This is a genomic window from Streptomyces puniciscabiei, assembly GCF_006715785.1.
Lineage (GTDB): Bacteria > Actinomycetota > Actinomycetes > Streptomycetales > Streptomycetaceae > Streptomyces > Streptomyces puniciscabiei.
Window position 1 is genome coordinate 1,003,084 of the sequence record NZ_VFNX01000001.1, and the last position, 24,191, is coordinate 1,027,274.

Sequence of the window (24,191 nt, forward strand, 5' to 3'; positions counted from 1 at the left end):
TTCAGCTCGCTTCGGGAGCGAGCTTCTTCGCGCCCGTCATGATGGCCACCGCGTCCTCCATGGAGTGCGACTGCGGGGTGATGACGCCCGCGCAGCCACCGAGTCGCTGAATGTGGATGCGGTCGGCGACCTCGAAGACGTTGGGCATGTTGTGGCTGATCAGGATGATGCCGAGGCCCTGGTCGCGCAGGTCGCGCACCAGCTTGAGGACCTGCCCGGTCTCACGCACGCCGAGGGCGGCGGTGGGCTCGTCGAGGATGACCACGCGGCCGCCGAATGCAGCCGTGCGGGCGACGGCCACGCACTGCCGCTGGCCGCCCGACAGGGTTTCCACGGCCTGGTTGATGTTCTGCAGGGTGCCGATGCCGAGTCGCTTGATGTGGTCGGCGGCCTGCTTCTTCATCTCGCTGGTGTCGAGCATGCGGAACACCGAGCCGAGCACGCCCTTGCGGCGGACTTCCCGGGCGAGGAACAGGTTGCTGGCGATGTCCAGCGCCGGGGCGACGGCGAGGGTCTGGTAGACCGTCTCGATGCCGGCTTCGCGGGCGTCCTGGGGCCGCTTGAAGTGGACCTGCCTGCCGTCGACGAAGAGGCTGCCCTGGTCGGGAACGAGGGCTCCGGACAGGCACTTGATCAGCGTGGACTTGCCGGCGCCGTTGTCGCCGATGACGGCGAGGACCTCGCCGGGGTAGAGGGTGAGGTCGACGTCGTTCAGGCCGACGACCTTGCCGAAGAGCTTGACCAGGCCCTTGGCTTCGAGGACGGGGGCGGTGGCGGTTGTCACGACTTCACACTCCGGATCCACTGGTCGACGGAGACAGCCGCGATCACCAGGATGCCGACTGCGAGGACTTGGTAGTTGGGGTCGATGCCGGCCAGCGCGAGACCGTTGACGAAGACCTGGACGATGAGCGCACCGATCAGCGAGCCGAGCACCACGCCGCGGCCGCCGAACAGGCTGGTGCCGCCGATGACGACCGCGGTGATGGACTGCAGGTTGGCGTTGAGGCCACTGTTGGGGTCGCCGCCGCCGACCCGGCCGACCAGGATCCAGGCGCCCACGGCGATGGCGAAGCCGCCGACCATGTAGGCGCTGAGCAGCACCCGGTTGACGGAGATGCCTGCCAGGCGGGCGGCCTCGATGTCGTCGCCCACGGCGTACAGGTGCCGGCCCCAGGCGGTGTAGCGCAGGGCGTAGCCGATCACCGCGTACAGGGCGATCATGATCAGGACGCCGTTGGTCAGGTTCAGCTGCCCCAGCGAGACCGTGTTGGCGGTCCACATGAGGATGTTGCCCGGCTGCAGGGCGATGGTCTGGCCCTTGGCGTAGATGAGGGTGATCGCGGTGAAGATGCTCAGGGTGCCGAGGGTGACGATGAACGGCGGCAGCTTGATCTTGGTGACCAGCAGTCCGTTGAGGGCCTGCGCGGCGATGGCGACGGCCGCCCCGGCGAGCAGGGCCACGACGCCCGGCCAGTGGTTGTCCGCGACGAGCTTCGACATCAGCAGCGAGGCGAGCACCATCACCGCGCCGATGGACAGGTCGATGCCGGCGGTGAGGATGATGACCGTCTGCCCGACGGCCAGCGAGCCGATGACGGCCACCTGCTGGACGACGAGCGAGAGGTTCTGCAGAGCGTAGAAGCGGTCGTTGACCAGGGAGAACACCACAGCGGCGAGTACCAGGACGATCGCCGGGCTGAGTGCGGGCTGGCGGTGCAGCACCGAGTGGATGCGCTGGGTGAGGGTGGCGGGCCGGTTGAGGATCTCCTCCGCCGGCGCCGGTGTGGCTTGAGGATCCGCGTGGGTGGTCACAGGGGGTCCTTCCGGTTCTTTCCCTCGTGCGGGCCTTCATAGGGGCTCGTGGGCTCTTGGGGCCCGTGGGCGCGTGGGCGCGTAGGCCCGTGGGCTCGTGGGCTCGTGGGCGTGTGTGGTGCGGGTGTGCCGCCGGTGGTCACCCGCCGGCGGCACACCCGGGATCGGGCCGGGTCAGCTGCCCCAGCAGGCGGAGGCGGCCTGCGAGGGGGACTGGACGGTCAGGCCGCCGAGGGGCTTTGCGGCGGCGAGGGCGGTGCCGGTGTCGTAGAAGGACTTGCCGTTGGTCACGCTGGGCTTGCTGCCGCCACGGGCCAGCTTGGCGATGGAACTGACGCCGAGGGCCGCCATCTTGCCCGGGTACTGCACCGCATCGGCGGCGAACTCGCCGCTGGTGAGGTTCTTCAGGCCGGCGCAGCTGCCGTCGATGGCGTAGATCGCGACGTTCTTCTCCTTGCCGGCCGCCTTCAGCGCGTTGTACGCGCCCTCGCCCGCCGGTTCGTTGATGGCGTAGACGACGTTGATGTCCGGGTTGGCGGAGAGGCAGTTCTCCATCGCGGTGCGGCCGCCGTCGATGGCGCCCTGGGTCGGCTGGTGGCAGGCGATGGTGTAGCTGCCGCCCTTGCCGCCGGTGTACTTGCCGGACTTGGCTTCCTTGCCGTTCTCGGTCTTGCTGCCGGGGTCGATGCCCATGCCCTCCAGGAAGCCGTGGTCGCGGTTGATGTCGACGGAGACGACCTGGTTGTTGAACAGGTCGAGCATGGCGATGACCGCCGGCTTGCCGTTCAGCGCGGCCGCCGCGTACTGGCCGTCGAGCTTGCCCGCCTGCTCGTTGTCGGTGGCGTAGGTGATGTCCGCGGTGCTGGGCGGGTTGGGCGCGGTGTCCAGGGCGATCACGAACAGACCGGCCTGCTTGGCCCGGTTCAGGGCGGCGTTCACGGCGTCGCCGTTGGTGGTGATGAGGATGCCCTTGTCGCCGCGCGATATGGCGTTGTCGATGGCGGTGATCTGGGTCTGGGTGTCGCCGTCGCTGTTGCCCGCCGCCACCGTGAGACTCACGTTGTCCTTGGCCGCCTGGGTCTTGGCGTCCTTCTCCATGCTCACGAAGTAGGGGTTGGTGAGCGTCTTCAGGATCAGCGAGACACCCACCTTGCCGCCGCCGCCCGACGCGGACGACGCGGAGCTCCCGTTCGAGGAACCGCAGGCCGCGAGCGTGGCGCCGAGGCAGATGCTGATGCCGATCGCAGCCACTCCGGTACGCCGGCTGCGGCGGCTCGACACCTGGCTGGAGGAGATGTTCATGGCTTGATCCCTTTCGGAGCCGTCCCTTGGCCGACGCTGAGACAACGTTGACTGGGCGAGATACTGGGCCTGTATGGACGAGCCCGTCAAGACGCTGATAGACATGCGCGGGCAACGAGTAGGTAACGCACAACCGGTTGGAGACAACGATGACTCAGGGCGAGGCCGCGCCCCGGTCCACCCGTAGCCGCCCCACCATGCGTGAGGTCGCGGCGCTGGCCGGAGTGGCCATCAAGACCGTCTCGCGCGTGTTCAACGGCGTCCCCACCGTCGATCCGGCGATCGTCACCAGGGTCCGCGAGGCCGCCGACAAGCTGGGTTACCGTCCCAACCTCACGGCCAGCAGCCTGCGCCGCGGGGACGGCCGCACCGCCACCATCGGCATGCTCGTCGAGGACGCGGCCAACCCGTTCTCCGCCGTCCTGACCCGCACCGTGGAGAACGTGGCCCGGGAACGCGGAGTGCTGGTGCTGGTCGGCAGCCTCGACGAGGACCCGGCCCGGGAACGAGAGCTGGCCCAGGCGCTCATCGACCGCCGGGTCGACGGCCTGGTGATCGTCCCCGCGGGACGCGACCAGAGCTATCTCATCAACGAGCAGCACACCGGCACGCGCATGGTCTTCGTCGACCGCGAGGCCGGCTTGCTCGACGCGGACGCCGTCGTCTCCGAGAACCGGCAGGGCGCCATCACCGCCGTCAACCACCTGCTGAAGGCCGGCCACCGCCGCATCGCCTACCTCGGCGACCGCGCCTCCATCCCCACAGCCGCCCAGCGCTTCGACGGCTACCGGCACGCTCTGGAGGTCGCGCACATCGAGTACGACGACGAGATCGTCCGCCACGTCGGGTCCAGCGAGGAGGCCGCAATCGCCGCGGCCGAACAGGTCCTGTCGCTGCCTGATCCGCCGACGGCGCTGTTCACCAGCCAGAACTTCGTGACCATCGGCGCCGTCCGCGCGCTGCGGGCCATGGACCTGCAGGACACCGTCGCCCAGGTGGGCTTCGACGACTTCCCCCTGGCCGACATCCTCAACCCGGGCATCTCCGTCATCGCCCAGGACGTCGAGCAGGTGGGCAGGACGGCCGCCGAGATGCTCTTCCGCAGGCTGGACGGCGACGAGTCGCCCACCCGCACCATCACCGTGCCGACCCGGCTGATCGAGCGGGGCTCCGGCGAGATCCCAGCCGAAGGGCCGTGCCATGACTGAGCCGACACATGTGACGAGGCCGGCCCCGAGCGTGACCGTGATCGGCGAAGCCCTCATCGATCTGGTCCAGCTCGACGCGCCCGGCGACTACCGCGCCCGACCCGGCGGCAGCCCGTTCAATGTCGCCATCGGCCTGGCCCGGCTCGGACACCACAGCGCGCTCATGGCCCGCATGGCCGGCAACACCTTCGGCCGCATGCTCCGCACCCAGGCCGAGGCCGAGGGCATCGACCTGACGTACGCCCCGGTCGCCGCCGAACCCACCACGCTCGCCGTGGTCTCCATGGACTCCGAGGGCCGGGCGAGTTACGACTTCTACCTGGACGGCACCGCGGACTGGCAGTGGACCGACGCGGAGACGGCCCGCATCCCGCAGGACACCGCCGTAGTGCACTTCGGATCGGTCGCCTCCTGGACGCCGCCGTCCGCCGAGCACATCCACTCCGCCGTCCAGCGCCTGCGCACCGGCGGTACGACGCTGATCAGCTACGACCCCAACGTCCGCCCCGCTCTCCTGGGCGATCCGAAACGCGGGAGGCAGGCCGTGGAACGCAGCGTCGGCATCGCCCACCTGGTCAAGGCCAGCCGCGAGGACGTCGAGTGGCTCTACCCCGAGACCTCCATCGATCAGATCGCCGCCCACTGGCTGGAACTCGGCGCGCTCCTCGTCGTCATCACCGACGGTCCCGACGGTGCCCACGTATTCCGGGCCGGAGCGGGAAGCATGAGGCGGCCCGGCCGAAAGGTGGCGGTGGTGGACACCGTCGGCGCGGGCGACGCGTTCACGGCGGGACTGCTCGGCGCGCTGCTCCGCCACGGCCTGCACACCCCGCAGACGCTGGCCACGGCCGCCCCGGACGTACTGACGATCCCCGTGGACGACGCGATCCTCGTCTCCGCGCTGACCTGCGAGCGCCTGGGCGCCGATCCGCCCACCGCCCTGCCCCGCCCCCACCTGCCTGCCCAGGCACCCCTGGGGATGACGGATCTGACGTTCCCTGACGTCATCGGCCTGGTGGGCACGGGCAGCCCGACTCCGCACCCGGTGCGGTCCGTGAAGAGCTGACGGTCAGGAAGTTCTCTCCTGGGTTGGCCCGCGTGACGATCGAGGTGCCTTACCAGCCGCTTCCGGTCGACCAGTCGGACGTTCCCTCGCCCAGGGCCCCGACTCGGCTGTCCAGACACGCCGCACGGAAATTCAGAAAACCAGCAAGTCAGAGCCCCTTTGCCGCAGGCTCCAGAATCGCCACGCACTCCACATGGTGCGTCATCGGAAAGGTGTCGACCCGAACAGATCCCAGGAAAGCCCAGGTCAGAGCCGGTTTGTCGGCTCATCGTCCTGCACGCGGGCGACCAGAGCGTCAAACGAGCGTCACGCAACAGCTCCCTGACCGCACCACTCCGCGGGACATGCCCCATCCCGGCTGTGTCTCCGGCGATCTCGCGTCCTCGGGGTCGGCCGGCAGGGCGGGCGGATCAGCTGCCGGGCGTGGTCACCGCCGGGGCATCCGGTTCCGGGGCCGACGGCCGCTCGTCCGCCTCGGCCGCCCACACGGGTCGCTGAAAGGTGCCGCCTTGGTAGGCGGGGAGGTGGATGGTGCCGCCGTAGCGGGCGAGCTGGCTCCAGGGGCGGTTCAGGCCGTTGCTGCCCAGCGCCCGTACGCGGTCGACGAGGCCGGGGTCGAGGGTGTCGACGAGGATCTCCTCTCCGGTGCCGGCCTGCTGGCGGACGACGCCTTCGGGGTCGACGATCGTGCTCATGCCGACGCCGGCCGGGTCGGCGGCGTTGACGTTGACCACGTAGACCTGGTTGGTCCAGGCGTTGGCGCGCGCCATGACGAGTTCCATCTCGCGGTCGCGAGTGGTGGTCAGGGTGGGCTGGATGATGATGTCGGCGCCGAGCCAGGCGAGCTGGCGGGCGGTCTCGGGGAAGGAGCCGTCGTAGCAGATGGCCAGTCCGATCCGGGCCGTGCCGGGGATGTCGAACACGGTGAACGCGGTTCCGGGTGTGGTGGTCTCGTACGGCTGCCAGGGGAAGACCTTGCGGTACCTCGCCACGATCTCGCCCTCGGGGGAGACGGCCAGTGCGGTGTTGAAGACGGTCCCGTCCGCGGTGCGTTCGTACAGGCTGCCGGGGACCAGCCACAGTCCGGTCTCGGCGGCCAGCGCGCAGACGCGGTCGGTGAGCGGGCCGGGCACGGTGACGGCGGCCTGGTCCGTCCAGCCGCCGGTGGCCCGCAGCAGGGGGGCTTCGGCGGCGAGCAGCAGTTCGGGTACGACGACGAGCTGGACGTGCGGGAAGAGGCTCCGGGTGGCGCGGACCTGGTCGGCGTAGCGCTGCCAGCTGGCTTCAAGGTCGTGCGGGACCGGGGCGGTCTGGAGGGCGGCGATGGTCAGGGTGTTCGTGCGCATGGCAGGGTTCAGTCCTCGGTGACGGTGAGCTGGGTGACGGTGGTGCGTCCGTCGCGGAAGAAGCGGCGGAAGCGGGGGCGGACGGCGAGGGCGACGAGGGCGCCGAGGGCGATCGAGCCGACGCCGAGCAGCAGGACTCCGCCGATGCCGGCGACGGAGGTCGAGCCGTAGGCGGGGTCGAGCATGTCGTAGGCGCAGCGGGCGAAGGCGGCGAGCATGATCACCGCGCCCGTGCCGGGCAGGATGCCTTTCAGCAGCAGGTCGCGCGGTGAGGTGCGCAGGTCGGCACGGAAGTGCCAGACGCAGGCGAGGCCGGTGACGGCGTAGTAGAAGGCGATCAGCAGGCCGAGGGGAAGCAGGGCGTCGCCGAGGAAGTCGGTGGACAGGGCGGTGAGGGCGGCCAGGACGCCCGCGGTGGCCGCCGCCCAGCAGACGGTGGCGAAGGCCGGGGTGCGGAAGCGGGGGTGGATCCGGGTCAGGGCCTCGGGCAGGGCGCCGTGGGCGGCCATGGAGAGCGTGCCCCTAGGGCTGGAGACCAGGCAGCTGAGCAGGGCGGCGATCGCGGAGACGCACACGGCCAGCTGGACGATCCTGGCGAGCGCGTCGCCCAGGACCGGCGGGGCGAGGGCGGCCAGGACGTCGGCGGCGGTGTCCGCGTCGCCCAGGCCGTGGCTGCCGGGACCGGCGTAGGCGAGGGCGCCGTAGGCGGTGAACAGGTAGGTGCCGAGCAGGACGAGGGTGGACAGGACGGCGGCCCGGCCCGGGACGCGGGTGCTGTCGGTGGTCTCCTCGTTGACGCTGAGCAGGGCGTCCCAGCCCCAGTAGATGAACAGGCAGAGGATGACGCCCTCGGCCATGGCGCCCGCGTCGGGGAACCCGAAGGGGTTGAGCCAGGCCAGGGAGGGCGTTGCGGCGTCGTCCCGGGCCAGGGCGACGGCGGCGAAGCCGAGGAGCGACACGAGCTGGAGCGCCAGCATCACGTACTGGGCCCCGGCGGCGAGTTGGACGCCCCGGTAGGCGAGGGCGGCGACCAGGGCGATGACCAGCATCGCCGTACAGGTGACCGCGAGCGGCCGGCCGGCCAGGGTGTCCAGGCCGAGGAAGGCGAGCAGGTTCGCCGCGCCGACCCGGGAGAGCGCGGCCATGGCGATCAGCGTGGCGATCTGCACCACCCAGCCGCCCGCCAGCCAGCCGGCGAAAGGGCCGAAGGCCCGCGTCACCCAGACGAACGTCGTGCCGCAGTCGGGCATGTCGCGGTTGAGCTCGCGAAACGCGAACGCGGTGAGCAGGATCGGGACGAAACCGAGCAACAGCGCGGCCGGGGCGAGGTCGCCCACGGCGAGGACGACGAAGCCGAGGGTGACGGCGATGCTGTAGGCAGGGGCGACCGAGGACAGGCCCAGCGCCATGGACGCGAGCAGGCCGACGGAGCCGTGCCGGAGCCCCTTGGCGGTGGTACCTGGCTCTGCGTTGTCACGCGGGATGGTGCGCATCCATGCCTCCGGGAGGGGAAGGGCGTGCGAGCCACGCCATTCATTAAATGGCGATTTAAGAATCGACTACCGGCCTCGTCAAGGTGTAGCGCGGTATCTTTTCGACACGGTTCAGCATTCGTAACGCGTGAAGGAGCTGCGGTGGGGCGGCGCAAGGACCAGCAAGTGCGGCGAGCACAGTTGGCGGAGGCGGCCGAGCGGGCCCTGCTGGGCCGGGGTCTGGCGGGCCTGCGTCTGCGGGACGTCGCCGAGGAAGCCGGGATGACGCCGGCCGCGGTTCTGTACTACTACGACGATCTCGACGCCCTCATGCACGAGACCTTCCAGAAGGCCATCGAGCGCTTCTGCGGCGAACGCGAGCAGGCCGCGGAAACCTTCGACGACGCCCGCGACAGGCTCCGCTCCTGCATCGCCTCCGGTGTCGCCGCCGGCCCCGAGGACCGGCTGCCCCGCCTGCTGTTCGAGTACTGGCCCCGCAGTCTGCGCGACCCCCGCGCCGCCGCCCTCGACAGCACTCTGACAGAGCGTCAGATCGCTGTCTACTACGGGATCCTGCTCCTCGGCGAGGCCCAGGGGCACTTCCGGCTCGCCGCACCGGCGCGCCTGGTCGCCGCCTCCCTGGTCGCCATGGAGGACGGCTTCCAGATGGAGGTGCTCGCCGGGCGCAGAACACGGCAGGAGGTCGTCTCGGCCCTCCACTCCTACGTGCGCGCCGTCACCGGCTGCGACCTCGACGAGCGTCCCTCGCCGCGTTGACCGGGCGGCCGGTGGCAGGGGAGAGAGACCGGCACGCCTGGCGCCGCCCGTGAGCGCGTGGGGCACCATGCCACCGCGGGTCGGCCCGCGCGGCCGTCGGGCCGTACGGCAGGTTCGAGGCGTCATCCGCACAGGGCAACGCTCGAACGAATGCACGCCCGGTGTCGTTTCCCCCGAGGCGGGGCATCGGCGGACCGGACTCTCTGTCCAAGTGGGGGTGCGAGGCCGGCGTGGGTATGCCGTCGGCTCCTGTCGGGCCTCTGCCTGGAGTGGGTGCGATCGCCACTCCGGCGAACGCGCCGTTCCGGCTTTCGCGGCCCCCTGACGAAAGGCACCCTCACCGGTGCCCTCGCCTCTCAGCCGCCCCTCCCTGGCCCCACACACGGCGCTCATGCAGCCCGCGTCGCCCCCGCCGCGCACCGGTGAACTCCGCTGACCTGGATGGGCGTGTCCACCCTGCTCCTCGACGACCGGCGACACCCCGGTCCTGGCCGACGGCTTCTTCACCCGCCCGGGCCCGGCCCCTGCCTCACGCGGATCGCCCCGACGAAACCGTCGTGCGCGCCTGTCCGCACCGCACCGGCACCACCCGACTCGCCGCGGTGATCTGCGCCCACTCCCACACGACCACGCCCTGGACGCCCCGCGGGTGTGCCGCCTCTTCGGCGCCCGGCTGATCGGCTCCCGGTCCACCGCCAACATCGGCCGCGGCGGCGGTGTCCCGGAGAACCGCCTGCTCGTACCCGCGCAGAGCGAGCCGCTGACGTTCGGCGCGTTCACCGTGCCCCTGACGGAATCCCCGCACAGCCCCGGCGACCGCTTCCCCGGCACCGTCGACCGCCCGCTGGTGCCACCCGCGCGCGTGGGCGCATGGGCGACGGGCAACAGGGCGGTCGTCGTCCGGGGAATCCACGGCCCCGGGACGAGGACCGCTCCCCACCCGGCTCCTGGCCCGAGGCCGGTCGGGCAGGGTGCGGCAGCGTCGTACACACGTCAACCACCACCGCCCGCGGAGAGACAGCCGGCAGGCAGCCGCGCCGCTGTCCGCCTGCCGGCCGGTCCGGTTCGGCCTGAGTCCGCGTCAACACGCCGTCCGTGATTGTGAACGCTTCGACAAGCCGCCGTCCCAGGCGTTGACGGAACCCGTCCCTTCCTCGGTGCAATCACAGGACATAGGTGAGTACGCACATAGGGGGCGGGTCCGCGTCATGGAATACGTGCTGCTCGCTCTGTTGTCGTTCCGGCCGCTGAGCGGGTACGACCTGCGCAAGTACGTCGAGACGGAAGGGCAGTTCCTGCGCTCGCGGCTGCATCACAGCCACGTCTACCGGCTGCTGGGCCGCATGGTGGGCGACGGCTGGGTCACCTTCGAGGTCGATCCGCGCGAGGGCCGGCCCGACGCGAAGGTGTACCGGCTCACCGAGGCCGGCCGGGAGGCGCTGCCGGCGTGGGTGAGGTCGCCGTACGACCCGCCGAGCCGGTTCCAGGACCCGGATTTCCTGACCAGGTTCGCCTTCGCCGCGCCCCTGGACCGGCAGGCCGCGATCGGCCTGGTCCGCACCGAACCACCAGCGGCACAAGGACCTGTACCCGCACACGTACGACGGCCCGCACTTCGACTTGCCCGACTGCAAGCGCATCCTGGAGACCGACGACCAGGTCGCCCACGCCCGCTACGAGTACGCCGCCCTGCTGTCCATGTGCGACCACTCCCTCGGCCGCGTCCTGGACGCCATGGACGAGCACGGGCTGTGGGACGACACCCTGCTCATCGTCGACACCGACCACGGGTTCCTGCTCGGTGAGAAGGGGTGGTGGGGCAAGACCGTCCAAGTCTGGTACGACGAGCTGGTCCATCTCCCCCTGTTCGTGTGGGACCCCCGGGTGCCCGAGGCCGCCGGACAGCGCCGGCGGGCGCTCGTCCAGACCATCGACCTCGCCCCGACGATCCTGGACTTCTTCGGGGTCGAGCCGGCGGCGGACACACAGCGCCTGCCGCTGCCGGTCGCCGACGACACACCCGTGCGCGAGGCCGCTCTGTTCGGCATCCACGGCGGACACGTCAACGTCACCGACGGCCGGTACGTCTACATGCGCGCCCCTGTCAGCGCCGACAACACCCCGCTCGAAGAGCACACCCTGATACCGACCCACATGAGGAGAGCCGGTTCAGCCCGGCCGAGCTGGCGGATCTGGAGCTGGCCAGGCCGTTCGGCTTCACCAAGGGCGTGCGGACGCTGCGCATGCCGGGACGCAGCTTCGTCAACCCCTACCACCACGGCACGCTGCTGTTCGACCTGGAGCACGACCCCGAGCAGCTCAGCCCGCTCGTCGACGACGAGGCCGAGCTGCGCATGGCGGGGCTGCTCGTGGACCTGCTCCGCCGCACCGAGGCCCCGCCCGGCCAGTACGAGCGGCTCGGCGTGCCCGCCGAGGGCCCCGTCACCGCACAGCACCTCGGAAAACAGGTCGAGCGCACCCGCACCCCGCCCGAACAACCCAGCAGAACCGCAGGTCACAGCCCCTTTTGGGCAGGCTCAAGAATAGCCACGCACTCCACATGCGAGTTCATCGGAAAGATGCCGGCCTGAGCAGACGCTGTGAAATGCCAGGTCAGAGCGCTAGTCGGCTCTCTGCCTCCCACTCCACGTGCGCAGAGCGTCAGACGAGCGTCATGACGACCGGCTCGTCACTTCCCCGGGGACCGGACGGCTGCCCACGACGCGCGGCCACCGCGCCCGTGATCAGCCCGCTTCGGTCAAGGCCGCGTGCGCGGCGGCGAGGATCTCCCCGGAGAGCGGGGAGCCCTTGGTGGCGCGGGACAGGACCAGCGCACCGAACAGGGTGCACAGGCGGACGATGCCGTCCTGGTCGTCACTGGCCAGGAAACCGGCGAAGTCGGCCACGCCCTCGGCGTAGACGCGACGGGCCTCGCGCCCCCCGCCCTCGCGCGCGATGTCGGTGGCGAGCGCGGCGACCGGGCAGCCGTCCGCCGGGTCGTCGCGGTGCTCGACGGAGAGGTAGGCGTCGATCAGCGCCTGCTGCGCGGCGGCGCGCTGCCCGTCGTGCCGCTCGAGCCCGGCGCGGTAGCGCTGAGCGAGCTCGGCGAAGGCGTGCGCGGTGGCCTCGTCGACGAGTGCCTCCTTGGAGGCGAACTGCTTGTAGAAGGCGCCGTGGGTCAGACCGGCCGCCTTCATCAGGTCGGCGACGCTGACTTGCATGCCCTGCTCCCGGAACAGCCGGGATGCGGTGTCCACCACCCGCCTGCGATTTGCCTCCGCCTGCGCCTGCGATACACGGCCCATGGTCACCTCCCATTTGGATGTCGCCTGGCATCTATCGTAGACCCATGTTTAGATTGCATTCATAATCTAAACAGTTGCGGGTGGCCGACGTCGCCCGCCACGACCAGGAGTGGACATGGAACTGAAGAACGCGGTCGCAGTCGTCACCGGCGCCAATCGGGGCTTCGGGCGGCACCTGGCCGCCCAGCTCGTCGAGCGCGGCGCGAAGGTGTACGGCGCGGCCCGGCGCCCTGAGACGGTCGATGTGCCGGGCGTCATCCCGCTGCGGCTGGACGTCACGGACGAGGCGTCGGTACGAGAGGCCGCGCGCGTGGCGCCCGACGCGACACTGCTGATCAACAACGCGGGCATCTCCACCGGCGCGACGCTGATGGGAGGCGACGTGGCTGAGGTGCGCCGGGAGATGGAGACCAACTTCTTCGGCCCGCTCGCCGCGACCCGCGCCTTCGCCCCCGTCATCGAGGGCAACGGCGGCGGCGCCGTGCTCAACGTCCTGTCCGCCCTGTCCTGGTTCCACCCGGCAGGACTCGGCTCCTACGCCGCGTCCAAGGCCGCCGCTTGGGCGCTGAGCGACGCGACCCGTGAGGAGCTGGCACCGCGCGGGATCACCGTCTCGGCGCTGCACGTCGGCTACATGGACACCGACATGGCCGCCGGCGTGCCCGCCGATCAGAAGGTCGCCGCCGCCGACGTCGCGGCCCAGGCCCTGCACGGCATCGAGACCGGCCTGCCCGAGATCCTCGCCGACGAGACCAGCCGGTACGTCAAGCAGAGACTGTCCGCGGCACCCCAGCCGAACGCGGACTGACGCTCACCCCTCCACCCCGGCGCGACCACCCTCACACCCCTCATGCAAGGACATCTCATGCGCTACACGACCTTCGGCCACCGGACCGGACTGCGCGTCTCCGAGTACGCGCTCGGCACCGCGAACTTCGGCACCGGCTGGGGCGCAGGCGCCGAGCCCGACGAGGCACGCCGGATCTTCGACCGGTTCGCCGAGGCCGGCGGCACCTTTCTCGACAGCGCGGACGGCTACCAGTTCGGCGAGTCGGAGGAACTGACCGGAAAGCTGATCTCCGCCGACCGCGACCACTTCGTCCTGGCCACGAAGTTCACCCTCGGTGCCGCACCGCAGCCGGACATCTCCAAGACCGGCAACAGCCGCAAGAACATGGTCGCCTCGGTCGAGGCCAGCCTGAAGCGCCTGGGGACCGACTACATCGACCTGTTGTGGGTGCACTTCCCCGACGAGCTCACTCCGATGGAGGAACTCCTGCGCGGGCTCGACGACCTGGTGAGCGCCGGCAAGATCCACCACGCCGCGCTGTCCAACTTCCCCGCCTGGCGCGTCTCGCGCGCGGTAACCCTCGCGGACCTGAGGAACTGGGCCCCGATCGTGGGCATCCAGCACGAGTACAGCCTCGTCGAGCGCACCGCCGACCGTGAGCTCCTGCCCATGGCCGAGAGCCTCGGGCTCGGCGCAGCCCTGTGGTCCCCGCTCGGCGGCGGACTGCTCACCGGCAAGTACCGCGGCTCCGCCGAGGGGCGCCTGAGCGACCTGGGCATGGTCATCCACACCGAGAGCACCGGCCAGAAGACCGCCGTCGTCGACACCGTCCTGGCGATCGCCGAGGAGACCGGCGTGACGCCCGCCCAGGTGGCGGTGGCCTGGGTGCGCGAGCGCGCCGCCCGCTCCGTCGCCACGCTCGTCCCGATCATCGGCCCGCGCAGTCTCTCCCAGCTCGACAGCTACCTCGGCACCCTCGACGTCCATCTGACCGACGAGCAGTACACCCGCCTGGCCGAGGTCAGCGCGGTGCCGCTCGGCGTGCCCCACGAAGGGATCACCGCCACCCTGGACCGCCTCCAAGGAGGCGCCGCCGACCGCGTCACCGCCCTGGTCGTGCCGGTGGCCTGATGGCTGAACGCGGCTGAGGACGGGATGCGCCCGCGCCACAGCCAGGAGAGCAACACAGCTGTCTCGTACCGGGAGAAGCCCGGGGCGAGCGGAGACCCCGGCCTTTCACGGACGGGAAACGGAACGGAGACAACGATGAGGGCTTTCATGGTCGAGAAATACGGCGACCAGGCCGGGATGCGCGCCGCCGAAGCACCCGACCCCCCGGTAGGTGCCGACGACGTCCTGGTCAAGATCCACGCGGCGGGCGTGAACCCGCTGGACCTCAGGATCCGCAACGGGGACTTCAAGGCGTTCATGCCATACCGCCTCCCGCTCATTCTGGGCAACGACCTCGCCGGGACAGTCGTCCGGGTCGGCCCGTCCGTCACCCGCTTCGCGGTGGGCGACGATGTCTACGCCCGGCCCGACAAGGACCGCATCGGTACCTTCGCCGAACTCATCGCCGTCCACCAGGACGACCTGGCGCCCAAACCGGCCGCCCTCACCATGGCCGAGGCCGCCTCCCTCCCTCTGGTCGCCCTCACCGCATGGCAGGCACTGGTCGAGCGGGCCCGCGTGCAGCCGGGCCAGAAAATCCTCGTCCACGCGGGCGCCGGCGGCCTCGGCTCCATCGCCGTCCAGCTGGCCAAGGCGCTGGGCGCGCACGTGGCCACCACCGTGAGCACCGCCAAGGTCGACCTGGCCAGGGACCTCGGCGCGGACGTCGTCATCGACTACCGCACCCAGGACTTCGAAGAGGTCCTCGACGGCTACGACGTCGTCCTCGACAGCCTCGGCGGCGAGAACCTCGCCAAGTCCCTGCGCGTGCTCAAGCCCGGCGGCATGGCCATCAGCGTCGCGGGCCCACCCGACCCGGCCTTCGCCCATGAACTGGGCGCGAACCCGATCCTCCGCCTGGCCATGAGCGCCCTCAGCTTCAGAACCCGGCGCAACGCCAGGCGCCACGGTGTGAGGTACTCGTTCCTCTTCATGAAGGCCAGCGGCGACCAGCTGCGCGAACTCACCCCCCTCATCGACGCCGGGAAGATCCGCCCCGTCGTCGACCGCGTCTTCCCGTTCGAGGAAACCCTCCAGGCCATGGAATACGTCGAGAGGGGACGGGCAAAGGCTGGCAAAGTCGTCGTCGCGATGACGTAAGGGTGAAAACGAGTCCCAGGCGCCAGTCACCTCCGACAGCAACAAGACCCTGCACACCCCACTCCCCCGCCACACCACCCCAGGACCCGGCCATGAGCACACCGTCCAGTTCACCCGCCCCGATGTCGTACAAGAACACGCCGAACCGCTCCGTGTCCGTGCGAGGCGTGACCTTCGCCTACCGGCGTCTCGGCCCGGACGACGGCATACCCCTGATCCTCCTCAACCACCTGTCCGCAGTCCTGGACAACTGGGATCCCCGCGTCGTCGACGGACTCGCCGCCCGGCGCCCCGTGATCGCCTTCGACAACCGCGGCGTCGGCGCGTCCGGCGGTTCCACACCCGACACGATCGAGGCGATGGCTCGCGACACCGTGCTGTTCATCCGGGCCCTCGGGTACGACAGGGTCGACCTGCTCGGCCTGTCGATGGGCGGCTTCATCGCCCAGGTCATCGCGGCGGAAGAACCCGATCTTGTACGCAAGCTCATCCTCGCGGGCACGGGCCCCGCCGGAGGCCCCGGCATCGACAAGGTCACAAGCCTCACCATCAAGGACATCGTCAAGGCCGTCCTGACCCGCAAGGACCCCAAGCAGTACCTCTTCTTCACCGACACCGCCGGTGGCCGCCGGGCGGCCCACGCCTTCCTGGACCGCCTCAAGGAACGCACGAACGACCGCGACAAAGCCATCTCGCTCTCATCGTTCCGCGCCCAACTGAAGGCCATCCACCGCTGGGGCCGCCAGGCACCGGCCGATCTGTCGCGCATCCACCAACCGGTCCTGGTGGCCAACGGCGAGAGCGATCGCATGGTCCCGAGCGTCAACACCGTCGACCTGGCGGCCCGGCTGCCCCAGGGCGAACTCGAACCCCTCTACCCCGACGCCGGACACGGAGGGATCTTCCAGCACCACGACAGATTCGTCCCGCGGGCGCTCGAATTCCTGGAACGGTAGCCGGCCGCCGGACAGATCCATGGCCCCTGCCCCGCACTCAGCGAGACCGGCACCAGGAAATCCGTCCTCGCACATCGCCAGCACTCCGGGAGCCCCGCCGACTGCGGCTCCGCCTGCTGACCACGGCCGGACAGCTCGTCACCACCGGCCGTCGGTGAATCCTCCGCCTGGCCCGGCACTGGCCCTGGACCGGTCACATCACCACAGCCCTCGACCGGCTCACCCACGCGCCCGCCCCAGGCTGACCAACCAATTCCCCGTCCCCTGGACGGCACCTCACCACATGGAACCTCGAGGCCGACGCGCTGCTCGACGGGTCAAGCCCGACAAGTCGATCCACCCACGCCAGCTGATCCAGGACGACCACCTCACGCGCGTCAGAAACAGCGTCGAACGAGCGTCAAGACATTTCCCGAACCCGTCCCTTACGGAGGGTTCTCGGCGCACGCCCCGCTGCGAAACCGCAGGTGAGACACGTGGCGGGAACCCGCAGCACGCTCCACACGGTGGACCTGCGGAAACATGTCGGCACGACCCGACCGCAACCTGTGGAATCAATAAATCAGCAGGTCAGAGGCCCTTTGCTGCGGGCTCGAGAATTGCCACGCACTCCACGTGATGCGTCATCGGAAACAGATCGAACGCCCGAAGCGTCCGTACCCGGTACCCGCCCTCGCGGAAGTACGCCAGGTCGCGGGCCAGGGCGGCGGGGTCGCAGGCGACGTAGGCGATGCGGCGGGCGCCGAGGGAGCAGAGGTGGGCGACCGTCGTGCGGCCCGCGCCCGCCCTGGGCGGGTCCAGGACGATCAGGTCGACCTCGGTGATGCCGGTGCGCGGCAGGACGGACTCGACCTTGCCCTGCTCGATGCGGACGCGCGGGAAGTCGGCGAGGTTGTGGCGCGCGTCCTCCACCGCACGCTTGCCGGACTCGATGCCGAGGACCGCGCCCTTCTCACCGAGCCGGTCGGCCAGCGCGCCCGCGAACAGGCCCACTCCGCAGTACAGGTCCAGGGCCATCTCGCCCTTGCGTGGGAGCAGGCCCTGCATGACCGCCGTCACCAGGGTGTCCGCCGCCTTCGGGTGGACCTGCCAGAAGCCGCCGTTGCCGACGCGGTGGGTACGGCCGTCGGCGCGTTCACGGACGAAGGGGCGGCCGTGGACGCGGTGGACGCCGCCGGACTTCTCGTCGACCCTGAGGACCGACACCGGCTTGTCCAGTTCCACCAGCGGGAGACGGGCGCCCGGGCGCGGAGTGAGGATCACCTGGCGGTCCTGCGAGCCGGTCGCCGCGATCGCCTCGACCGACTCCATGCCGGTCCAGTCCCGCCGCTCGATGCCCAGCTCGCTGACGCCCTCCGCCGCGATCATGCAGTGGTCGATGCGCTCGACCTCGTGCGAGCGGTGGCGGCGCAGGCCCGCGTGGCCCTCGGCGTCGACGGCGTACTGGACGCGCGTGCGCCACTGCGGGACCTCGCCGGCCGGCAGCTTGTCGCCCTCGGCCGGCACCACCGTGCCGTCCCAGCCGGCCTCCTCGGGCGTGAGGCCCGCGAGCCGCTTGAGCTGTTCGGCGATCACCTCGCCCTTGAGCCGGCGCTGGGCGCCCGGCTTGGCGTGCTGCCAGTCGCAGCCGCCGCAGCGGCCGGGGCCCGCGAAGGGGCAGGGGGCCTCTATGCGGTCCTTGGACGCCTCCAGGATCCGTACGGCGTCCGCGCGGAGGAAGCGGGCTCCCTCCTCGCCCTCGGTCACCTTCGCCACCACGCGCTCGCCCGGCAGCGCGTGCCGGACGAACAGCACCTGGCCCTCCGTCGTGCGGGCGATGCAGTGGCCGCCGTGGGCGACGGGGCCGATCTCGACCTCGTACTCCTCCCCGACCAGCGACTTCTTCGGTTCTGCCTGCATGGCGGGGTGACTCCAGATCGGGTACGGGAAACGGCCGGACAACAGCCCACCAGTCTACGTGGCTGTCGTCCGGCCGTTCACCACAGGCGGGGCCCCGGGCCCAGCGGCCCGGGCCCACCCCGGTCTCACCGGGCCCATGGGGCTCAGTCCTTGGTCGCCGACGGCTCCTTGGGCCGCACCGCCGCCGGACCGCGGCGCACCGCACCCGGTGCGCTCCACTCCTGCCGCTTGCGCGCGCGCTGCTTGGCCACTTCGGAGGAGGCCAGCTGGTAGGGCACGGAGGTGACCATGACGCCCGGCGTGAACAGCAGGCGGCCCTTCAGCCGCAGGGCGCTCTGGTTGTGCAGCAGATGCTCGTACCAGTGGCCCACCACGTACTCGGGGATGATCACGGAGACCGCGTCGCGCGGCGACTCCTTGCGCAGGCCCTTGACGTACTCGATCACCGGACGGGTGATCTCGCGGTACGGCGAGTCCAGGACCTTCAGCGGTACGTCGATGCCGCGCCGCTCCCACTCCTCGCGCAGCACCTTGGTCTCGGCCGGGTCGACGTTGACCGTCAGCGCCTCCAGGGTGTCCGAGCGCATCAGCTTGGCGTAGGCCAGGGCCCGGAGGGTGGGTCGGTGGATCTTGGAGATCAGGACGACCGAGTGCACACGGGACGGGCGGACCAGGTCGTCGTCCGGCTCCTCGGGGGCCGAGAGCTCCTCGGCGACGCCGTCGTAGTGCTTCCGGATCGCGGTCATGGTCGCGTAGAAGAGGCACATGCCGAGCAGGGCCACCCAGGCGCCGTGCGTGAACTTCGTGACCAGGACGACGACCAGCACCAGGCCCGTGAAGAAGGCGCCGAACGCGTTGATCGCGCGGGAGCGCATCATACGGCGGCGCGCCGCCGGGTCCTGCTCGACCGCCAGGTGCCGGTTCCAGTGCTTGACCATGCCGGTCTGGCTGAGCGTGAAGGACACGAACACGCCGACGATGTAGAGCTGGATCAGCCGCGTGGAGTCGGCGCCGTAGATGAACGTCAGCAGGGTCGCGGCGCCCGCCAGCAGCACGATGCCGTTGGAGAAGGCGAGGCGGTCGCCGCGGGTGTGCAGCTGGCGCGGGAGGTAGCGGTCCTGGGCGAGGATCGAGCCGAGCAGCGGGAAGCCGTTGTACGCCGTGTTCGCCGCCAGGAACAGGACCAACGCGGTGGCTGCCGCGAGGACCACGAACAGGAAGCTGCCCTTGCCGAAGACGGCCTCGGCGACCTGGGAGATCACCGGGTTCTGGACGTAGCCGGAGCCCAGCGGGTGACCGTGGTGGAGCAGGTCGGTGGCCGGGTTCTCGGCCATGCGGACCTTGGTCGACATGGCCAGGGCGATGATGCCGCAGAACATGGTGACGGCCAGCAGGCCCATCATCGCGAGCGTGGTCGCCGCGTTCTTCGACTTGGGCTTGCGGAAGGCCGGGACGCCGTTGGAGATCGCCTCGACACCGGTCAGCGCGGCACAGCCGGAGGAGAAGGCGCGCAGCAGCAGGAAGACGAGCGCGAAGCCCGCGAGGCCCTGGTGCTCGGCCTTGATGTGGAAGTCCGCGGTCGGCGCGCGCATGGTGTCACCGAGGACCAGGCCGCGTACGGCGCCCCACGCGATCATGATGAACACGCCGCCGACGAACACGTACGTCGGGATCGCGAAGAGCTTGCCGGACTCCTTCACGCCGCGCAGGTTCATCAGCGTCAGCAGCACGATCACGGCGACCGCGCACAGCACCTTGTGCTGGACCACGAAGGGGACCGCGGAGCCGAGGTTCTCGATGCCGGAGGCGATGGAGACGGCGACGGTGAGGACGTAGTCGACGAGCAGGGCACTGGCCACGGTCAGGCCCGCCCGGGAGCCCAGGTTCGTGGTGGCGACCTCGTAGTCACCGCCGCCGCTCGGGTACGCGTGCACGTTCTGCCGGTAGGAGGCGACCACGGTGAACATCAGCACCACGACCGCGACGGCGATCCACGGGCTGAAGTGGTACGCCGACACGCCCGCGATGGACAGGACCAGGAGAACCTCCCCCGGCGCGTAGGCGACGGAGGACAGCGGGTCGGAGGCGAAGACGGGGAGTGCGATGCGCTTCGGCAGGAGCGTTTCGCCCAGCCGGTCACTGCGCAGTGCGCGCCCGATCAGGATCCGTTTGGGCACGTCGGTCAGTTTGGACACGAGAGAGGATCGTAGGCCTTCGAACTGGCAGCCGCCCACCCGGTGGGCGCGATCTGCCTCACGAGTGAATTCAGAGGCGCACGGAACTGCGGATTCCGTGGTCCGCGCGCTCCCCGTGCCTAGATGGCAAACCCCGCACGTCATCGCACCTCGGAGGTCCCATGCCCGCGACCGCGGAGCTGATCGGGGCGACCCTCGCCCTGCTCGGCCTCGGAATCCTGACGCTGTGCAGCGTGCGCAGCATCACTCGCCGGCGCCCGCCCCCGATGATCGCGGACCCCGATCGCTGATGCCGCTCACGCGCCTGATCGCGGGCCGTGGTCACGGGGAACCCGCACAGGGGGGTGCCAACCCACCAGCGCCCGTGTGTAGCTTTGGGCCTCGGTCTGAGAACCTGTTAAGGCCAGGTCAATAACCTCAGAGGAACTTCTTGACTTCGGAAGGACGGTCGTGCACATCGTCATCATGGGCTGCGGGAGAGTGGGATCCGCTCTCGCCCAGACCCTGGAGCAACAGGGCCATACGGTCGCCGTGATCGACCAGGACCCGACCGCCTTCCGTCGGCTGGGCCCGGGCTTCGGGGGTCGCCGGGTCACCGGTGTCGGCTTCGACCAGGACACCCTGCGCGAGGCGGGCATCGAGGAGGCCGGCGCCTTCGCCGCCGTCTCCAGCGGTGACAACTCCAACATCATCTCCGCGCGCGTGGCCCGCGAGATGTTCGGCGTGGAGAACGTGGCCGCCCGTATCTACGACCCCCGCCGCGCCGAGGTCTACCAGCGCCTCGGCATCCCCACCGTGGCGACGGTCCGCTGGACCGCCGACCAGATGCTGCGCCGGCTGCTGCCCTCCGGCGCCGAACCGCTGTGGCGCGACCCCACCGGCGGGGTGCAGCTCGCCGAGGTGCACGCCTCCCCGAAGTGGGTCGGGCACAAGATCAGCAAGCTGCAGGAGGAGACGGGCGTCCGCGTGGCGTTCCTTACCCGCCTCGGCGAAGCGATCCTGCCGACCTCGCAGACGGTGCTGCAGGAGGGCGACCTCGTGCATGTGATGATGCGGTCGGACGACGTCGAGAAGGTCGAGGCGGCGTTCGCCCAGGGCCCGGAAGAGGAGAGCGGTCACTGATGAGGGTCGCCATTGCCGGAGCCGGCGCCGTCGGCCGCTCGATCGCGGGCGAGCTGCTGGAGAACGGCCACGAGGTCCTGCTCATCGACAAGGCCCCGACCGCCATCTCGGTGGAGCGGGTGCCCCAGGCGGAGTGGCTGCTGGCCGACGCCTGTGAGATCACGTCCCTGGACGAGGCGGCGCTGCAGCGCTGCAACGTCGTCATCGCCGCGACCGGCGACGACAAGGTCAACCTGGTCGTCTCGCTGCTCGCCAAGACGGAGTACGGCGTCCCGCGCGTCGTCGCCCGTGTCAACAACCCGAAGAACGAGTGGCTGTTCAACGAGGCCTGGGGCGTGGACGTGGCCGTCTCCACCCCGCGCCTGATGTCGGCCCTGGTCGAGGAGGCGGTGAGCGTCGGCGACCTGGTCCGTCTTCTCCGCTTCAGCCACGGCGACGCCAACCTGGTGGAGCTGACCCTGCCCGAGGAGTCGGCGCTGGCCGGCACCCAGGTGGGCGATGTCCAGTGGCCCGAGGACACCTCGCTGGTCACCATCATCCGCGGCACCCGCGTCCTGACCCCGTCCAAGGAGGACTCCCTGGAGCCGGGCGACGAACTCCTCTTCGTGGCCGCCCAGGCCCGAGAGGAACAGCTGGAGGAGCTGCTGTCGGTCCGGCGCGAGGACACAACGAGCTAGCGGATGCGCTGCCGCGCGAAGGGCCCGGGGATCCCCGAATCCACCGGGCCCTTCGCGTGCCGACACCCGAACCCTCCGCTGACCTCCGCCCACGCCCCCGCCCGCTCACACCGGCGCCACGGCAACACGCGCCCCGTCACCGCGACAAGGCCATGCGAAGGCCCGGGACCCTCGGTGGGTCCCGGACTGGTGGGAGGACACAACGAGCCAGCGGATGCGCTGCCGCGCGAAGGGCCCGGGGATCCCCGAATCCACCGGGCCCTTCGCGTGCCGACACCCGAACCTTCCGCTGACCACCGCCCACGCCCCCGCCCGCTCACACCGACGCCACGGCAACACGCGCCCCGTCACCGCGACAAGGCCATGCGAACCGCCCAGGACCACCGGTGGGTCCCGAACCGGTGCGAAGCCGCGGCACCCCTGCCAGGCATCCCGCCGGTGCCGTCCCCGGCCGCCTCGCCCGCCCACACGCGAGAAGCAGCTCTCTGCCGCCGGTCCGGCGCGAGGACACCACGAGCCAGCGGATACGCTGCCGCGCCAAGGGCCCGGGGATCGCCGGAGCCGCCGGGCCCTTCGGGTGCGGACGCTCAGGGACTCCGGCCCGCGCGCCGCTCACGCCGGTGCCGCAGGGCGCTGCCGGACGTCACCTCGAAGATGCCCCGGGGTGGGTTGAGCCCGACGGCCGGCAGTGTGCGCGGCGGCCTCTCGCCGGTGAAGGTCGCCGCCGTGACGTCGCGGTGCCGGGCCGGCTAGGCCTCCCGGCGGTGCCGTCCGCCGGTCGCCTCGCCGCCCTCGGTGGCCAGCGCCGCCTTGCGCTCCGCCTCGGCCTTCTCCTCGGCCTCCATCTCGGCGAAGACGTCGATGGGCGCGGGGGCCTTCGCGAGGAAGACCCAGGTGAGCCAGACCGCCAGCAGGAACGGCGGGATCTTCAGGATGACCAGGACCCAGCCGAGCTTGGTGGTGTCGGACCACCAGTACAGCGGGAAGAGGATCGCGCACTTGGCGAGCAGGATCAGACCCCAGGCCCAACTCGCCTTCGCGTAGGCCTTCTTGCGGCCGGGGTTGCGGGTGCGCCAGGAGAGGTTCTCCTTGAAGACCGGACCGAGGATGAGTCCCATCAGGGGCACCCCGGCCAGGGTCGTGACGATGTACGCCAGCGCCAGGCCCAGCGTGTAGAGCATGCCCGGAAGGTAGAAGTTCTTGGCGTTGCCCGTGAACATCGCGAACGCGACACCGAAGGCCACGCCGAAGACACCGCTGAAGGCGTGCTTGACCGTGTCCTTCATGACGAGCCGGACCACGACCAGCACGAGGGAGACCGCCAGCGCGGCGATCGCCGACAGGTGCAGGTTCTTGTTCACCGTGAAGATCGCGACGAAGAGCAGGCCCGGCACGACCGTCTCGACCATGCCGCGGACGCCGCCGAACGCCTCGAACAGCGCGGCCTCGGTCACCGCCCGGGCATCGTCGGGCTGAGCCTCTCCGGCGTCTTCGGTCGGCTTGTCGAGGGACGTCACCGGCTACTCCCGTCCGAGGGGTCGCAGTTCGTATTTCGGGTTGAAGAGCACCCGGCGGCCTCTGCTCATCGAGATCCGGCCCGATGCGATCAGCTTGCGCCCCGGTTCTATGCCCACGATGGAACGCCTGCCGAGCCACACCACGTCCAGCGCGGCGGAGCCGTCGAACAGCTCGGCCTCCAGGGCGGGGACTCCGGCGCGCGGTCGCAAGGTGACCGTGCGCAAGGTACCAGTTACGGTGACGATCTGCCGGTCGTGGCAGTCGCCGATCCTGGTACAGCCCGCTGTCTCGGCGTCCTCACGCAGTTCCTCGGACTCCAGGTCCTCCTGCGACGAGGAAAGCCGGTCGAGCATGCGCCGGAACCGGCCGGCCGGCTTTTCGGAACGAGGAACAGCACTCATACCTGAAGCGTACCGGGGCCCACCGACACCGCCGTAGCCAAGCTCACTTCACCACCCGGCCCACTTCCCGA

General features: G+C 70.4%; 22 protein-coding genes and 2 pseudogenes. 13 read left to right on the forward strand and 11 right to left on the reverse strand.

Translation table 11 applies throughout. From position 1 onward, the window contains the following. Position 1: 1 nt before the first annotated feature. From FB563_RS04500 to FB563_RS04510, 3 genes are all read right to left on the reverse strand, one after another. Positions 2-784, reverse strand: coding sequence for an ATP-binding cassette domain-containing protein (locus FB563_RS04500; RefSeq protein ID WP_079048663.1), 783 nt, complete (start codon positions 782-784; stop codon positions 2-4). Beyond that, entirely contained in the window at positions 781-1,815 is a 1,035-nt protein-coding gene (locus FB563_RS04505) for an ABC transporter permease (protein ID WP_055705287.1), read from the reverse strand. Before FB563_RS04505 ends, FB563_RS04500 begins: the two co-directional genes overlap by 4 nt. Positions 1,816-1,989: 174 nt before the next feature. Further along, positions 1,990-3,117 (reverse strand): substrate-binding domain-containing protein, encoded by a 1,128-nt coding sequence (locus FB563_RS04510; protein ID WP_079048662.1) that lies wholly within the window; start codon positions 3,115-3,117, stop codon positions 1,990-1,992. Between the two features lie 149 nt (positions 3,118-3,266). On the opposite strand from FB563_RS04510, the gene FB563_RS04515 reads away from it, so the two are divergent. After that, a complete protein-coding gene (locus FB563_RS04515) occupies positions 3,267-4,325 on the forward strand; it encodes a LacI family DNA-binding transcriptional regulator (RefSeq protein ID WP_055705286.1) in 1,059 nt (352 codons plus the stop codon). Then, on the forward strand, positions 4,318-5,391 hold the full coding sequence (locus tag FB563_RS04520) for a carbohydrate kinase family protein (protein WP_244329002.1): 1,074 nt from the start codon (positions 4,318-4,320) through the stop codon (positions 5,389-5,391). Before FB563_RS04515 ends, FB563_RS04520 begins: the two co-directional genes overlap by 8 nt. Positions 5,392-5,801: 410 nt before the next feature. Here the strand turns inward: FB563_RS04520 and FB563_RS04525 are convergent, their stop codons facing one another. Beyond that, complete coding sequence (locus tag FB563_RS04525) at positions 5,802-6,737, reverse strand: carbon-nitrogen hydrolase family protein (protein ID WP_055704245.1); 936 nt, start codon at positions 6,735-6,737, stop codon at positions 5,802-5,804. A gap of 8 nt (positions 6,738-6,745) precedes the next feature. Beyond that, entirely contained in the window at positions 6,746-8,230 is a 1,485-nt protein-coding gene (locus FB563_RS04530; RefSeq protein ID WP_055704246.1) for an APC family permease, read from the reverse strand. Positions 8,231-8,371: 141 nt separating this feature from the next. Here FB563_RS04530 and FB563_RS04535 point away from each other — a divergent pair, with 141 nt between their 5' ends. After that, complete coding sequence (locus tag FB563_RS04535) at positions 8,372-8,986, forward strand: TetR/AcrR family transcriptional regulator (RefSeq protein ID WP_055704247.1); 615 nt, start codon at positions 8,372-8,374, stop codon at positions 8,984-8,986. Between the two features lie 1,208 nt (positions 8,987-10,194). Then, positions 10,195-10,368, forward strand: a pseudogene (locus FB563_RS45410) (PadR family transcriptional regulator); the annotation flags it as partial. Here the strand turns inward: FB563_RS45410 and FB563_RS42760 are convergent. Further along, positions 10,311-10,547 (reverse strand): hypothetical protein, encoded by a 237-nt coding sequence (locus tag FB563_RS42760; RefSeq protein ID WP_055704248.1) that lies wholly within the window; start codon positions 10,545-10,547, stop codon positions 10,311-10,313. The pseudogene FB563_RS45410 and the gene FB563_RS42760 overlap by 58 nt on opposite strands. Positions 10,548-10,606: 59 nt before the next feature. On the opposite strand from FB563_RS42760, the gene FB563_RS04545 reads away from it, so the two are divergent. Next, positions 10,607-11,533, forward strand: coding sequence for a sulfatase-like hydrolase/transferase (locus FB563_RS04545; RefSeq protein ID WP_234357584.1), 927 nt, complete (start codon positions 10,607-10,609; stop codon positions 11,531-11,533). Between the two features lie 197 nt (positions 11,534-11,730). On the opposite strand, the gene FB563_RS04550 is transcribed toward FB563_RS04545, so the two are convergent. Next, positions 11,731-12,291, reverse strand: coding sequence for a TetR/AcrR family transcriptional regulator (locus FB563_RS04550; RefSeq protein WP_055704249.1), 561 nt, complete (start codon positions 12,289-12,291; stop codon positions 11,731-11,733). Positions 12,292-12,406: 115 nt separating this feature from the next. Here FB563_RS04550 and FB563_RS04555 point away from each other — a divergent pair, with 115 nt between their 5' ends. The 5 genes and pseudogenes from FB563_RS04555 to FB563_RS04575 form a co-directional block, all read left to right on the forward strand. Beyond that, on the forward strand, positions 12,407-13,099 hold the full coding sequence (locus FB563_RS04555) for an SDR family oxidoreductase (RefSeq protein ID WP_055704250.1): 693 nt from the start codon (positions 12,407-12,409) through the stop codon (positions 13,097-13,099). 57 nt (positions 13,100-13,156) lie between these two features. Beyond that, positions 13,157-14,212 (forward strand): aldo/keto reductase, encoded by a 1,056-nt coding sequence (locus FB563_RS04560; RefSeq protein ID WP_055704251.1) that lies wholly within the window; start codon positions 13,157-13,159, stop codon positions 14,210-14,212. 135 nt (positions 14,213-14,347) lie between these two features. Beyond that, on the forward strand, positions 14,348-15,352 hold the full coding sequence (locus FB563_RS04565; RefSeq protein ID WP_055704252.1) for an NADP-dependent oxidoreductase: 1,005 nt from the start codon (positions 14,348-14,350) through the stop codon (positions 15,350-15,352). A gap of 92 nt (positions 15,353-15,444) precedes the next feature. Next, positions 15,445-16,308: an alpha/beta fold hydrolase gene (locus FB563_RS04570; protein WP_055704253.1), complete on the forward strand. Its 864-nt coding sequence runs from the start codon at positions 15,445-15,447 to the stop codon at positions 16,306-16,308. 83 nt (positions 16,309-16,391) lie between these two features. Then, positions 16,392-16,553, forward strand: a pseudogene (locus FB563_RS04575) (IS1380 family transposase); the annotation flags it as partial. A 325-nt stretch (positions 16,554-16,878) separates the two neighbouring features. Here FB563_RS04575 and FB563_RS04580 read toward each other — a convergent pair. Further along, on the reverse strand, positions 16,879-18,207 hold the full coding sequence (locus FB563_RS04580; protein WP_055704254.1) for a class I SAM-dependent RNA methyltransferase: 1,329 nt from the start codon (positions 18,205-18,207) through the stop codon (positions 16,879-16,881). 143 nt (positions 18,208-18,350) lie between these two features. After that, the gene (locus FB563_RS04585; RefSeq protein WP_055704255.1) at positions 18,351-20,402 is read right to left on the reverse strand and encodes an APC family permease; all 2,052 of its coding nucleotides are present in this window, start codon (positions 20,400-20,402) and stop codon (positions 18,351-18,353) included. 161 nt (positions 20,403-20,563) lie between these two features. On the opposite strand from FB563_RS04585, the gene FB563_RS44880 reads away from it, so the two are divergent. The 3 genes from FB563_RS44880 to FB563_RS04595 all read left to right on the forward strand — a co-directional run bounded on the left by FB563_RS44880 (position 20,564) and on the right by FB563_RS04595 (position 22,201). Continuing rightward, positions 20,564-20,692, forward strand: coding sequence for a hypothetical protein (locus FB563_RS44880; RefSeq protein WP_267888627.1), 129 nt, complete (start codon positions 20,564-20,566; stop codon positions 20,690-20,692). 160 nt (positions 20,693-20,852) lie between these two features. Next, positions 20,853-21,524, forward strand: a complete 672-nt coding sequence (locus tag FB563_RS04590; protein ID WP_055704256.1) for a potassium channel family protein — start codon at positions 20,853-20,855, stop codon at positions 21,522-21,524. Further along, the gene (locus FB563_RS04595; RefSeq protein ID WP_055704257.1) at positions 21,524-22,201 is read left to right on the forward strand and encodes a potassium channel family protein; all 678 of its coding nucleotides are present in this window, start codon (positions 21,524-21,526) and stop codon (positions 22,199-22,201) included. Before FB563_RS04590 ends, FB563_RS04595 begins: the two co-directional genes overlap by 1 nt. A gap of 749 nt (positions 22,202-22,950) precedes the next feature. Here the strand turns inward: FB563_RS04595 and FB563_RS04600 are convergent. Both FB563_RS04600 and FB563_RS04605 read right to left on the reverse strand, forming a co-directional pair. After that, complete coding sequence (locus FB563_RS04600; RefSeq protein ID WP_055704258.1) at positions 22,951-23,718, reverse strand: DUF3159 domain-containing protein; 768 nt, start codon at positions 23,716-23,718, stop codon at positions 22,951-22,953. A gap of 3 nt (positions 23,719-23,721) precedes the next feature. Then, positions 23,722-24,120, reverse strand: coding sequence for an OB-fold nucleic acid binding domain-containing protein (locus FB563_RS04605; RefSeq protein ID WP_079048543.1), 399 nt, complete (start codon positions 24,118-24,120; stop codon positions 23,722-23,724). Positions 24,121-24,191: the final 71 nt, after the last annotated feature.

Excerpts from the sequence above, each read along its gene's own strand:
- FB563_RS04525 (WP_055704245.1), bottom strand. The coding sequence starts at position 6,737 with ATGCGCACGAACACCCTGACCATCGCCGCCCTCCAGACCGCCCCGGTC.
- FB563_RS04580 (WP_055704254.1), bottom strand. The coding sequence starts at position 18,207 with ATGCAGGCAGAACCGAAGAAGTCGCTGGTCGGGGAGGAGTACGAGGTC.
- FB563_RS04515 (WP_055705286.1), top strand. The coding sequence starts at position 3,267 with ATGACTCAGGGCGAGGCCGCGCCCCGGTCCACCCGTAGCCGCCCCACC.
- FB563_RS04570 (WP_055704253.1), top strand. The coding sequence starts at position 15,445 with ATGAGCACACCGTCCAGTTCACCCGCCCCGATGTCGTACAAGAACACG.
- FB563_RS04520 (WP_244329002.1), top strand. The coding sequence starts at position 4,318 with ATGACTGAGCCGACACATGTGACGAGGCCGGCCCCGAGCGTGACCGTG.
- FB563_RS04510 (WP_079048662.1), bottom strand. The coding sequence starts at position 3,117 with ATGAACATCTCCTCCAGCCAGGTGTCGAGCCGCCGCAGCCGGCGTACC.
- FB563_RS44880 (WP_267888627.1), top strand. The coding sequence starts at position 20,564 with ATGCCCGCGACCGCGGAGCTGATCGGGGCGACCCTCGCCCTGCTCGGC.
- FB563_RS04595 (WP_055704257.1), top strand. The coding sequence starts at position 21,524 with ATGAGGGTCGCCATTGCCGGAGCCGGCGCCGTCGGCCGCTCGATCGCG.
- FB563_RS04605 (WP_079048543.1), bottom strand. The coding sequence starts at position 24,120 with ATGAGTGCTGTTCCTCGTTCCGAAAAGCCGGCCGGCCGGTTCCGGCGC.
- FB563_RS04530 (WP_055704246.1), bottom strand. The coding sequence starts at position 8,230 with ATGCGCACCATCCCGCGTGACAACGCAGAGCCAGGTACCACCGCCAAG.
- FB563_RS04555 (WP_055704250.1), top strand. The coding sequence starts at position 12,407 with ATGGAACTGAAGAACGCGGTCGCAGTCGTCACCGGCGCCAATCGGGGC.
- FB563_RS04560 (WP_055704251.1), top strand. The coding sequence starts at position 13,157 with ATGCGCTACACGACCTTCGGCCACCGGACCGGACTGCGCGTCTCCGAG.
- FB563_RS04550 (WP_055704249.1), bottom strand. The coding sequence starts at position 12,291 with ATGGGCCGTGTATCGCAGGCGCAGGCGGAGGCAAATCGCAGGCGGGTG.
- FB563_RS04565 (WP_055704252.1), top strand. The coding sequence starts at position 14,348 with ATGAGGGCTTTCATGGTCGAGAAATACGGCGACCAGGCCGGGATGCGC.